Origin of the sequence: Anaerospora sp. (genome assembly GCF_032013335.1) — a bacterium.
Lineage (GTDB): Bacteria > Bacillota > Negativicutes > Sporomusales > DSM-15969 > Anaerospora.
The window spans coordinates 61823-73978 of the sequence record NZ_DALZUO010000011.1 but is presented as its reverse complement, the minus strand read 5'-3'; the positions used below and the strand labels follow the sequence as shown (position 1 = coordinate 73978).

The window sequence follows — 12156 nt, the reverse complement described above, 5'->3', positions numbered from 1 at the left end:
GAACTTATGATTATATCCTGGAATACGACACAAGCATGTAACATTAATTGCATTCACTGCTATCGCGACGCAGGCACAAAACGCTCGGACGAATTAAATACCCAAGAGGGCAAAAATCTTTTGACTCAAATAGCCCGGGCAGGATTTAAAATTATGATTCTTAGCGGCGGTGAGCCGCTGCTTCGCCCTGATATTTATGAATTGATCAGCCATGCCAAAAGCTGCGGTATGCGGCCTGTAATCGGAACTAACGGTACCTTAATTACAAAAGAGGCGGCGGTCAATCTCAAAGCGGCAGGTCTGGCTGTGGCCGGTATCAGTATTGACAGTTTGGATCAGTCGACACATGACCATTTCCGGGGCTGTTCCGGTGCCTGGGAACAGACTCTTAGCGGTATTGAGTCTTGCCGTGAAGCGGGGCTGCCCTTTCAAATTCATACTACGGTAACCAGTTATAATGAGCAAGAAATAACGGAAATTACCGACAGGGCTGTAAAACTGGGAGCAATTGCTCATCATATCTTTTTTCTTGTTCCTACCGGCAGAGGTAAGGATATTGAAGATACCAGCCTAAAAACAGCACAATATGAAGCCTTGTTGGAACATATTTTAGATAAACAGTCACAAGTACCTATCGAGTTGAAACCGACTTGTGCACCTCAATTTATGCGTATAGCTACGCAACGGGGCATGAAAACGCGTTTTACCAAAGGCTGCCTTGCCGGCACCTCTTACTGTGTCATCTTGCCGAATGGGGACGTACAACCTTGTCCTTATTTACCTATTGCTGTGGGCAATGTGCGCAAAATGGATTTTGATGATATTTGGCAGCAAAGTACGCTGTTTAACGAGTTGCGCAACCAACCTTTAAAAGGCGGCTGTGCAAACTGCGGGTATGATCAAGTTTGCGGTGGCTGTCGGGCCAGGGCTTATTATTATGCGGATGGCGACTATATGGCAGAGGAGCCTTGGTGCGCGTATGGACGTTAAATCTCAGCCTGCCGGTGGAAGTCTGAGAAATCTGTATAACCTGTCTTCCATGAATGCCGGACTTGCTTTGATGGTACTCATTGCGTGTATTGCGCTGATTGCAACATTGGTGTTTCCTCAGGCTGAGGTATTTTACTCCGCTTGGTTCCGTGTTTTACTTGCCCTATTTTGTCTAAATATTGCCTTCTGCAGTTTTCGGCAAATCAAAGTACTTTGGACAATAAGCCGGCGAGCGCCTACATGCAGTCCAGCGGCTAACTGGCAATACGGTAAATGGCAATACCACATAACGCCGGCAGAGGTTGAACAGCTTTTTGTCAAGCAGCGTTATCGCATTAAAACAGTTCAGGACGGTGACCAGACTATCATTCATGCAGATAAGGGCTTAACCGGCCGGTGGGGGGCAGCAGGAGTACATCTGGCTATCGTAATCATTGCCGCAGGAGCTGTGATTGGCAGCGTATTCGGGTTTACCCAGTCTATTGTGGTGGGCAAAGCAGAAACTGTGCTGGTGCCGTTAGAAAAAAACGGTGAAAGGCAAGCTGAGCTTACACTCCATGATTTTACTATCGACTATTACCCGGATGGAAATGTATCCGAATATCTCAGTGAGGTAAGTGTTTCAGCAGGAAGTGAACAGCTGAAGCAATCGATTCGAATTAATCACCCTCTCCAATTTCAGGGGATTACTATGTATCAAATGGATTATGGCTATCAGGTACTTGCCAGAATTCACAAGCCCGACGGCACGGTAGCTGTCGCCAGTTGGCTGAATGATGACGGTAAGCTTGTAGTCGATGCCGAAAAAGAAATTACACTGCAAATGATAAAATATATTCCTGATTTTAATCCCCATCAACCGGCAGTTTCTTTAAGTCTGCAGCCTAATAATCCAAAAGTTTTGTATGCCTTTTACCAGCAGAATGAAGCGATTGACTGGGGGGTGGCAGATTTTGGACAGAAGATGCGCCTTAATGGCTCTGATACGTGGATGGAGTTTGCGCAAATAAGACCATTTTCTACATTGGATGTGAAGCGTGATCCGGGCGTTCCACTTGTTCTTGCTGGATTTTTACTATTGTCGATTGCTTTTTTTCTAAGTATGTCTATCCGGTATCGGCAAGTGCTGATACGCATTTCTATGACGCCTAAAGGCAGTGTCATTCATGCTGCCGTATCGAGGTTAAACGGCGGTAAAAGTGAAGCGTTTTTAATTGAATTAGAAGAACGCCTGATGAAGGGGGCGAGCTCTAAATGTTAGCGGAACGCACCTTGTTTTTTAGTGCCTTTTGTTTTTATTTTTTTGCTGCGGTATTTTTTATCGTAAAGTTGGTCTGGTATCATCGCGGTTTAGCAGTTGCCGGTAAATTGCTTGCCGGTATTGGGCTTATTGCCAACACTATGGCACTCATCGCCCGGACGATCTCTGCCGGCCATCTTCCCTTTGCTTCTATGTACGAATTTGGCATAGCGATGGTTTGGCTGCTTGTTGTATTTTGGTTTTTCATTGATTGGCGGCAGCAGATACCAGCTTTGGGGGCCGCTATGCTTTCGCTGGCTTTCGTACTGGCAGGTGCGTTTCTAGCTTTCTATCAAGAGGCTAAACCTTTAATTCCTGCCCTAAAAAGCAATTGGCTAATGGCTCATGTGATTACAGCGGTAATTGCTTATGGTGCTCTGGCCTTATCCTTTGGCATGGCACTGTTATATTTTTGGTACAGTAAATTTGGTGAAATAGCCAATCAGGAAAGGATAAGGCTTAAAATTGCTTTATGGGTTGATAAGATCATTCTTTTTGCTATGCCATTTCTAACATTGCTTATTGTTACAGGCGCTGTTTGGGCGGAATATGCCTGGGGTTCCTATTGGCGTTGGGATCCGAAAGAAACCTGGTCACTTATTACCTGGATTATTTATAGCATTTATTTGCATGGCCGGATGATAAAAAACTGGACGGTCCACCGTTCCATGGGGCTGGCTGTGGTTGGCTTTTTAGCCGTATTGTTTACCTTTATTGGAGTAAATGTCTTTTTGCCGGGGCTGCATAGTTACGCCCAATAAATGACGGGGTCAAGTCCTCCTGCCGGGACTGCATAGTTATGCCCAATAAAGAGAGAGAGGAGGAGATTAGTTGGATACTGGTCAACTATTCAATCGCCATGCCTTAAAACTGGTTTTACTAGGTTTAGTCATTGCGGTGGCAGGAATGATGGCGATGGGAGCCGGTTACGCTTATGCTGAAAGCCCTGAATTCTGTGGAACTTGCCACTCTATGGATCAGGCTTTTAGTACCTGGAAGGATTCTAACCACAAACAAATAGCGTGTACCGAATGCCATTTGCCTAATAAGAATTTGGCGGTAAAATTAGTCGCCAAAGCCCAGACCGGTATTAATGACGTTTATCACGAAGTGCTGAGAGATTATCCGGCAACAATCAAGGTAACAACCCAAGGAAAGACTTATCTTGCACAAAATTGCGCCCGCTGTCATGAATCAAGCTTAGAGAAAACACAAATGGCAGCAGCGGGGCAGGATTGTGCCAAGTGTCATCGTGGTTTGGTCCACGGGCGCAACATGAGCAAAGGAGGGATAAAGTTTGAGTAAGACACAGAAATCTTTACTGGCTTTGCTGAGTGTGCTGTTAGTCTTTTTTGGGTTTATTGTTGTCCGAATCGGTGTTGTCAAGCCCGTATCTACCGCCAAAGTTGCGATGATTCCGGCAGGAGAATATGACTCGGCGGTATGGGGCCAGTATTATCCGCTTCAGTATCAAAGTTTTCTAAAAAATGCTGAAATGGCACCTTCGCCTACGGGTTACGGCGGCAGCATTAAGGTTCAAAAATCAGAAATGCAGCCTGAAATTCTGGTTAACTTTAAAGGAATGCCTTTTAGTAAGGACTATACCGAAGATCGCGGGCATGTGTATACCATGGCAGATTTGATGGAAACCAAGCGAATTGGCCCTGCCAGTAAAGGGGCCTGCATCACTTGCAAAACTCCTTATCTGGAAAAAATGGTGAAAGAGTACGGCTGGGGATATGCCAGTAAGCCTTTGAGCGAAATCATTGATTATGCCAAAAAAGAACATGGCTCGATTTCCTGTGCACAGTGTCATGATCCTGCGACAATGAATTTACGGGTGATTAACCCTGCATTTAATGAAGCAATGGAGCGTCGTGGCATTGATGTCAGTAAGGCTAGCCGGGAGGATATGCGTAATTATGTATGCGCTCAATGTCATGTTGAGTATTATTTCGTACCAGGCTCCTTCCAGGTCGTTTTTCCCTGGGATAAAGGCTTTAAGCCTGCTGAAATGTATGCTTACTATGCGGATAAACCGAACAATTTCCAGGGAGATTGGGAACACCCTGATTCAAAAGTACAAATGCTTAAGGCCCAACATCCCGACTATGAGACCTACATTACAGGAACCCATGGGAAATCTGGTGTAAGCTGCGCAGATTGCCATATGCCATATATGCGGAAAGATGGACAGAAATATAGTTCACACTGGATGACAAGTCCTCAAAAGCACTTGGAAGAGTCCTGCGGTCAGTGCCATAACCAAGGTAAAGCTTGGATGAGTGAGCGCATTAAGACGATTCAGGACCAGGCCTTTGAAATGCAGCATATGGCAGGGTTAAATGTTGCCAAAGCGCATGAAGCAATTAAGAAAGCCAATGAAGCGGCAGAGGTTGATCAGATGAAGCTGGCTGAAGCTCGCGAATTGGTGCGCAAGGCTCAATGGTATTGGGATATTGTTGCTGCTGAAAGCAGTATGGGCTTCCATAATCCCGACCAAGTTATTACTACTTGCGGGCAGGCTAATGAATTTGCTCATAAAGCAATTGAGGCTGCTAATAAAGCTGCCGCGATTGATACATTGTAAAGAGTCTGCTGGCTTGTTGCGAGCAGGCTGCAGAAGCGGATGAAGATCTCAGGCATTTTGCCTGAGATCTTTTTTACAAACTATCTTAATTTTGTCATGTAAAATGCAAGATATTTGTAACTTGTCTGTAAGCTTTTTGCAATATTTTTAATGTACGCTAAAGTAAGGGCAGTCGGGAATGTATTATAGGAGGAATAACAATTAAGTGGCATAAAAAAGAGGTAATTCAAAATATTTATATTAAAAAATATAATAGGTAAAATATTCTGTTATATCTAAATATTGTAGCATTTTAGGCGGCTGTTAGTTTATAATGTAGCTCATAACACCTGAAATCTCAGTCATGTTTCAAAGGAGGACGAAATGATAACGGGACCTGATAAAGGGAAATCAATAGGTAGAAGAAACTTCCTGAAACTGCTGGGAGGCAGCAGTGTAGTAGGTGTTGCTGCCAGTATAGCAGGCTGCAGCAGTGATCCGGCTGGTGGTAAAGGCTGGATGCCAAAACAGTATCAGGTTGCCGGCAGCTGGCCGGTGCAAGTAAAAGGTCGTATACCGATCGATCCGGATAGTCCTTCCATCATGAGGGACGACCGCAAATGCATCCTTTGCGGCCAGTGTCTGGAAGCCTGTGAAAAGGTACAGTCCGTCTACGGATACTATGAATTGCCAATAAAAAAAGACATTACCTGCGTTGACTGCGGACAATGCAGCCTGTGGTGTCCTACCGCTGCTATTACTGAGCGGGATGATATCGATAAAGTCGTAAAAGCCTTGGAAAACAAAAATTTGCATGTTGTAGTCCAAACTGCTCCGGCAACCCGCGTTGCTTTAGGTGAAGAATTCGGCCTGGCACCGGGCAGTCTAGTTGAAGGCAAACAAGTAGCTGCGCTAAAAAAGCTCGGCTTTGATACCGTTTTTGACACGAACTACAGTGCCGATCTTACCATTATGGAAGAAGGGACCGAGCTCATAAAACGAATAGAGGGAATGGCCGGCCATCCGCTGCCGCAATTTACCTCCTGCAGTCCGGGCTGGGTCAAATTCTGTGAATACTACTATCCAGATCTTATTGGCAACCTGTCAACCGCTAAATCTCCGCAGCAAATGTTAGGCGCCCTGGTAAAAACCTACTATGCCAGAGAAAAAGGAATTGATCCGGCTAAAATCATTTCTGTTGCCATCATGCCTTGTACAGCTAAAAAATTTGAATGTGCGAGGCCCGAAATGAATGCAGCAGGTGTGCTGCACGGGAAGCCTGAAATCAGAGATGTAGATATTGTTCTGACAACCCGGGAACTGGCACGACTCATGAAGAAGCGAGGCATTGATTTAAACACCCTTACCGATGCTCCTTATGACCGGCTGATGGGAGAAAGTACAGGAGCGGGAGTTATCTTCGGTGTAACGGGAGGCGTGATGGAGGCGGCTGTTCGCAGTGCCTATTACCTTGTTACTAAACAAGATCCGCCCGAAACTCTTCTAACCCTGACTCCTGTCCGGGGGCTTGCCGGTGTTAAGGAAGCCTCAGTCACTATACCCGGGGTGGGCGAGCTCCAAGTTGCTGTTTGTCATGGTTTAAAAAATGCCCGTCTGATCCTTGATGAAATCAGGGCAGGGAAAACGCGCTGGCAGTTTATCGAATTCATGTCCTGTCCCGGTGGCTGTATCGGTGGAGGCGGACAGCCGCGTACATCCCTTCCGCCCTCTGATGAAATCCGGCAGGCTCGCATTGCCAGCCTTTACAAGTTAGACAGCAGTGTCTACAAAAAACGTCTTAGCTATAAAAACGAAGAAATCCGGCAAGTTTACCAAAGCTACCTGGAGCATCCCATGAGTGAAAAAGCCGAGCAATTGCTGCACACCCATTATACTGACCGGAGCGGAAATCTTACCGCCAAAAAGAGACTGGTGAAACGGCCGGCAGGAGGCGAAAGAAATGGCTAAAGGGGTTCTAATCGACCTGACAAAATGCATCGGCTGTGGCAGCTGTACAGTTGCCTGTAAATTATGGAATGAAACTAAGTTTGATGAAAAGCGGCCTGCCACTGGGGACCAGCCTAAACTCACCAGTGAAAATTGGACTACTGTCAAACGTTGTGAAGTGGTCGCTGGCTCTCAGAGCGCCTGGCGGTTTGTTAAAGAACAATGTCTGCACTGTGAGCATCCGGCATGTGCATCGGCTTGCTTTTCTAAAGCCCTCCAGAAAACACCGGACGGGCCGGTCATCTATTACCCGCATCTCTGCGTCGGGTGCCGGTACTGCATGGTAGCCTGCCCCTTCAACATTCCCAAATACCAGTGGGAGAAAGCCTTACCTCTTGTCACAAAATGCCAGATGTGCTCCGGCAAAATTGATCAGGGAGAAGCTCCCGCGTGCGTTTCTGTCTGTCCTACCGGCGTCATGAAATTCGGTGACAGGCAAACTCTTCTCGAAGAAGCAAAAACTACAATAGCAGCGAACCGCAGCTACATACAAAGCATATACGGTGAAAAAGAAGTGGGAGGCACCTCCTGGCTTTATATATCGGATGTACCCTTTGCTGAGCTGGGCTTTAAAACGGGACTTACTACTAAAGCGCTGCCTGAATATACACATGGAGGCTTTCTGAAATATACCCCCTACATCGCCATTGGGTGGGGAGCGATCCTCTCCGGCCTCTACCTGTACACAAAACGCAGAAAAGAAAATAGCGGTACGAAATCAGAGAACACAGCAAAACAAAGCACCGACACCGATAAACATAACCAAACGCTGGGGAAATAGGGGGAATGAGCATGAAAACATACCGATTATTAGGATTCCAATTTACACTCACCCCGGTCCGTCTAGTCATGATGCTCCTCGCGGCGCTTGGCCTCGGTGTTATCCTGGTGCGCTTTATTACCGGATTTGGCATCGTCACCAATCTAAACGATGATTGGCCCTGGGGTCTGTGGATTACCTTTGATGTCCTCATTGGAGTCGCTCTGGCAGGCGGTGGTTATTTCACCGCGCTTATCGTCCATGTATTGCACAAAGACCAGTATCTTGCCATATCCAGAAGTGCGATGCTCACTTCATTAATCGGCTACTTGCTTGTGTTAGCCGGTCTTTTAGTGGATATCGGACAATGGTTCAACTTCTGGAGGCCCTACGTATCATGGGGCTATTCATCGGTTCTTTTTGAAGTTTTTATTTGTATATCTTGTTACACCACGATCCAGCTGCTGGAATTCGGTGAAGTCGTCACAGAGCGGATCGGAATCAAATGGCATACCTTCTTTGTCAAAATCATGCCTGTACTAATGGTAACGGGAATTATCTTTCCGACGCTGCACCAATCTTCCCTTGGCGGCCTATATCTGATTGCCGTAAACAAATTGTATCCACTGTGGTGGTCGCCGCTATTGCCGGCTTTTTTCTTCCTGTCGTCCTTCTTTGTAGGTCCGGCGATGATCTGCGTCGAATCAGTCTTTGCCGGGAGAGCCTTTCAGCATACCGTACCTGTACCGGTTTTGCGGGGACTGGGGCAAATTGGTGGAGCAATGATGGCTGTGTACTTTGTACTCAAAATGTGGGACCTGGCGAATCGTGATATGCTTGGTTTACTAATGGCAGGGAACCTCGAAGGGAATCTATTCCTATTGGAAATGATCGTAGGAATTATCATTCCGTTCCTCCTGATCTTCTCGAAATATACCAAAACACACAAAGGACTGTTTATTTACGGGCTTTTGGTGAGTTTGGGCGTAATTTTAAATCGGGTTGATGTATCTTTGGTTGGACTTGCCGGTCAGGCAGCAACTTCTTATTTCCCGAGCATATGGGAGTTTATTACCAGTATTGGTTTTACCTCTATTGGATGTCTCTTGTATTGTTTAATTGCGGAGAATTTCCGCATTCTCGGACATGAGGGAGAGCATAGTGATGTTTCACAGAGCTCTTGAATAAAAGGCAAATGTTAAGCTGGCATGGGAGTACGAAATGCAAAACGCAAAAATAACCGTATTAGGGATCGGCAATATTTTATTGCAAGATGAGGGCTTTGGCGTCAGGGTAATTGAAAGACTAGGTCAGCGCTTTACCTTCAGCAGTGATGTACAACTCCTGGATGGCGGTACGCTTGGAATGGAATTAATGCGTTTTCTAGCGGGAACAGAGAAATTGATTCTAGTTGACGCTATTTCCGGTAATCAAGTACCGGGTACGCAGTATGATTTTAGAAATGATCAGGTAAAAGCCTACTTTAAAGATAAGGTTTCTATGCACGAACTGGGAATACAGGATGTACTAGCGGTTCTGGACGTTCTCGAAAAGCCAATAGAGAATATTGTTGTTTTAGGGGTACAGCCTCAATCGTTAGAATTAGGTTTAGAGCTGACACCTCTGATAGCAGAGCAGCTTGCAACGATTGAAAATAAAATTATTGCCCAACTGGCCGAGTGGCAAGTAGCGGCAGTACAAAAGGAAGAAGCTTAAAAAAACAAATCACTGCTTAGCAGTGATTTGTTTTTTCATAAATTTCCAGTTGCACTCATAGCTTTTAACGGAGGTGGGGATGATGAATATACGGAATTTATATACCAGAATTTCGTTTGCGAAACAAGTTGAACAGTTTCCTGTAGAGCAATGCCGCTTCAATGAAAAGACACGGCATAATGAGCTTTTAATTACTGTTTTTGGACAACAACTATGGATTGATGCTCAGTCGGTTACTCTATATAAAGCACATGGCAGCGTCTTTTGCTGGAAAGACCTTGAAGAAGGAAAATACGTAGAACTAAATGAAAAAAATAAAGTTTGCCCTGTTTGTGGCTGGTGGAAGTGCCATACCTGCGATTCCTGCCGCTGTAATAAACTATAGTGCATAGTCTGGTAGGATTTATTTTACTGAGCGGCGAATACTAACATATTCCAATAAGAGAAGGTGTTAACTTGCTGCGAGGAATACGGGGAGCTACTACGGTTGAAAATAATGAACGTTCCAGCATTGTAAAGAGAACCTCTGAGCTATTAACTAAGTTGGTGGAAGAAAATAATATACAGCTAGAAGATATTGGTGCTGCTATATTTAGTGCCACTCCTGATATTACGGCTGCTTTCCCGGCTGCTGCAGCCAGGGAAATTGGCTGGAGTGAGGTTCCGTTATTCGGTGCTCAGGAGATGGACGCCGATAATGGCCCGGTAATGTGCATACGTGTCTTGATTTTGTTAAATACGAATAAGCCCCAAACGGATATTCATCATATTTATCTTCATGGTGCTCAGGTATTGCGTCCCGATCTGGTAAAATAGGCAGAAAAACCGGCTGGAGTGTGGGCATAGGCTTACGCTTGAGCCGTTTTTTATGAGGCATTTGCTGCCTGTTTTTCCATATAATATAAATGTCATATTCATGCTTATTGCTAGTGAACTATGGCTGAACCATGCAATGCGAATAAGCATGAAAGGAGCTGTAAGTAATGTTGATTTCAATTGTTGTGCCGGTTTTTAATGAAGAAGACAATATTGACAACTTTTATAGAGAAGTTGTTAAGAATATGCAAGATTTAGCTTATACCTTTGAAATCATATTTGTTGATGACGGGTCGAGAGATGCAACCCCGTTGATTCTTGATCGTTTGGCCAATTGTGATAACCGGGTAAGGGCTTTAGTGCTAGCCCGCAATTTTGGACACCAAATTGCCCTTACCTGTGGCTTAGACCATGCAGATGGTGATGCTGTAATCACAATGGATGGCGATATGCAGCATCCGCCATCTATGCTGCCCTTACTGATTAAGCAATGGGAAGAAGGGTATGAGGTTGTACAGACTATCCGGACAAGTACGGAGGGTGTCTCCTGGTTTAAAAAGCTCACCTCCCGCCTATACTATAAATTAATTAATAGTGTGTCTAATGTGCATATCAATGAAGGCGGTTCGGATTTTAGACTGTTAGATAAAACTGTAGTTACAAGCTTTCGTCGCTTTCGTGAACGGGCGCGTTTTATACGCGGCATGATCAGCGCTATAGGCTATAAGCAAATATTGATTGAATTTACTGCTCCTCCTCGTTATGCAGGAACAACAAAATTTTCGCTAAAGGGAATGCTGCATTTTGCGTTGGATGGGATTACCGCTTATTCGAAGCTGCCCTTGCGCATTGCTTTTTACATTGGCGTGTTATGCGCACTGGGAAGCTTTATTCTTGCTTTACATGTGCTGTATATTAAGGTGTTTACGCAGCAGGCTGCACCAGGCTGGGCAACGATTACAGCCAGCATTTTAATGCTTGGTGGATTACAACTGGCCGGATTGGGTGTTATTGGTGAATATGTGGGCCGCATTTTTGAAGAAGTTAAACAGCGGCCGCTGTACTGGCTGCGCGTTGATGAGGCGCAACCGGGAAGGTCGAAAAAAAAGGAGGATCTCTCCTAGTTTCTGTCAGAATCCTTGTCTTAAGTGGCAGGAATTTGCAACTTGATGACGAATGGATAAAAGATGAGCAGAGAAAAGCCGAATCCAGCTCAGGTACGGGGGAACCAATCAAAGGGGTGAAACTTGCTTTCGTGCAGGTAGGGGGCCTACAACCCTAACCCGTCAGCTAACCTCGGAGGCTGTCGAGAGGAGCACAGACAGTTGCATAAGTTTCTCAGAACAACGCTTTGCTTTTTGATGCTCTTTAGTGTAGCATCGCTTGCCTCAGCTTCTGCTTTTATGCAGGGTGATGAAGGACAAGACATCTCCATGATACAGTCGAAATTGAGCTCGCTTGGTTATCAAGTAGGCGTTGATGGCGACTTTGGAGAACAGACGACTATTGCCGTTCAAGCCTTTCAGAGAGATCATGGCTTGACTGATGACGGTGTAGTCGGAGCTCAAACTTTTCGGTTGCTTATGGGCCGCGAAATCCCAGTAAGCCGCGACTCTTCGACAACCACAGTCAGGCGCCTTATTCAAACCGCTAATCGGTATGTGGGCGTCCCGTATGTTTTTGGCGGTACTACGCCGAATGGATTCGATTGCTCCGGGTTTACGCGCTTTGTATTTGCGAATTATGGAATACAATTGCCACGTGCAGCCGATGAGCAGTATGATGTCGGACAGTCGGTATCGTATAACCGCTTGCAGCCGGGGGATTTAGTATTCTTCTCTACATATGCGCCGGGTGCTTCGCACAGCGGAATTTATCTCGGCAACGGGCAATTTATCAGTGCTACATCCAGCCGCGGTATTGCTATTGACCGCATGGAAAGCAGTTACTGGGGTGCCCGGTATATCGGAGCCCGCCGGGTGTTATAGCAAATTTAGG

13 protein-coding genes and 1 riboswitch are annotated in these 12156 nt (G+C 45.6%); all 13 genes read left to right on the top strand.

All coding sequences use genetic code 11. The features are described from left to right. Positions 1–6: 6 nt before the first annotated feature. The 13 genes from nirJ2 to RTR76_RS10890 all read left to right on the top strand — a co-directional run bounded on the left by nirJ2 (position 7) and on the right by RTR76_RS10890 (position 12146). Positions 7–990 carry a putative heme d1 biosynthesis radical SAM protein NirJ2 gene (gene nirJ2, locus RTR76_RS10950; RefSeq protein WP_312520533.1) on the top strand — a complete coding sequence of 328 codons (984 nt, stop codon included), beginning with the start codon at positions 7–9 and terminating at the stop codon, positions 988–990. Next, positions 980–2251 (top strand): cytochrome c biogenesis protein ResB, encoded by a 1272-nt coding sequence (locus tag RTR76_RS10945; protein WP_312520530.1) that lies wholly within the window; start codon positions 980–982, stop codon positions 2249–2251. Before nirJ2 ends, RTR76_RS10945 begins: the two co-directional genes overlap by 11 nt. After that, positions 2245–3051 (top strand): c-type cytochrome biogenesis protein CcsB, encoded by an 807-nt coding sequence (gene ccsB / locus RTR76_RS10940; protein ID WP_312520527.1) that lies wholly within the window; start codon positions 2245–2247, stop codon positions 3049–3051. The genes RTR76_RS10945 and ccsB overlap by 7 nt, the downstream gene beginning before the upstream one ends. 70 nt (positions 3052–3121) lie before the next feature. Beyond that, positions 3122–3595, top strand: coding sequence for a NapC/NirT family cytochrome c (locus RTR76_RS10935; RefSeq protein ID WP_312520524.1), 474 nt, complete (start codon positions 3122–3124; stop codon positions 3593–3595). Continuing rightward, positions 3588–4880, top strand: coding sequence for an ammonia-forming cytochrome c nitrite reductase subunit c552 (locus RTR76_RS10930; RefSeq protein ID WP_312520521.1), 1293 nt, complete (start codon positions 3588–3590; stop codon positions 4878–4880). The genes RTR76_RS10935 and RTR76_RS10930 overlap by 8 nt, the downstream gene beginning before the upstream one ends. Before the next feature lie 363 nt (positions 4881–5243). Next, positions 5244–6827: a [FeFe] hydrogenase, group A gene (locus tag RTR76_RS10925; RefSeq protein ID WP_312520518.1), complete on the top strand. Its 1584-nt coding sequence runs from the start codon at positions 5244–5246 to the stop codon at positions 6825–6827. Beyond that, positions 6820–7647 carry a 4Fe-4S dicluster domain-containing protein gene (locus RTR76_RS10920; protein ID WP_312520515.1) on the top strand — a complete coding sequence of 276 codons (828 nt, stop codon included), beginning with the start codon at positions 6820–6822 and terminating at the stop codon, positions 7645–7647. Before RTR76_RS10925 ends, RTR76_RS10920 begins: the two co-directional genes overlap by 8 nt. A gap of 11 nt (positions 7648–7658) precedes the next feature. After that, a complete protein-coding gene (gene nrfD, locus RTR76_RS10915; RefSeq protein WP_312520512.1) occupies positions 7659–8810 on the top strand; it encodes an NrfD/PsrC family molybdoenzyme membrane anchor subunit in 1152 nt (383 codons plus the stop codon). A 37-nt stretch (positions 8811–8847) separates the two neighbouring features. Next, positions 8848–9342 carry a HyaD/HybD family hydrogenase maturation endopeptidase gene (locus RTR76_RS10910; RefSeq protein WP_312520510.1) on the top strand — a complete coding sequence of 165 codons (495 nt, stop codon included), beginning with the start codon at positions 8848–8850 and terminating at the stop codon, positions 9340–9342. 79 nt (positions 9343–9421) lie between these two features. Continuing rightward, positions 9422–9727: a hypothetical protein gene (locus tag RTR76_RS10905; protein WP_312520507.1), complete on the top strand. Its 306-nt coding sequence runs from the start codon at positions 9422–9424 to the stop codon at positions 9725–9727. Positions 9728–9798: 71 nt separating this feature from the next. Then, positions 9799–10158 (top strand): chorismate mutase, encoded by a 360-nt coding sequence (aroH, locus tag RTR76_RS10900; protein WP_312520505.1) that lies wholly within the window; start codon positions 9799–9801, stop codon positions 10156–10158. Between the two features lie 167 nt (positions 10159–10325). Then, entirely contained in the window at positions 10326–11282 is a 957-nt protein-coding gene (locus RTR76_RS10895; RefSeq protein WP_312520503.1) for a glycosyltransferase family 2 protein, read from the top strand. 66 nt (positions 11283–11348) lie between these two features. Beyond that, positions 11349–11478: riboswitch (cyclic di-AMP (ydaO/yuaA leader) on the top strand. Positions 11479–11483: 5 nt separating this feature from the next. Beyond that, positions 11484–12146, top strand: coding sequence for an NlpC/P60 family protein (locus RTR76_RS10890; protein WP_396144811.1), 663 nt, complete (start codon positions 11484–11486; stop codon positions 12144–12146). The last annotated feature ends 10 nt before the right edge of the window (positions 12147–12156 follow it).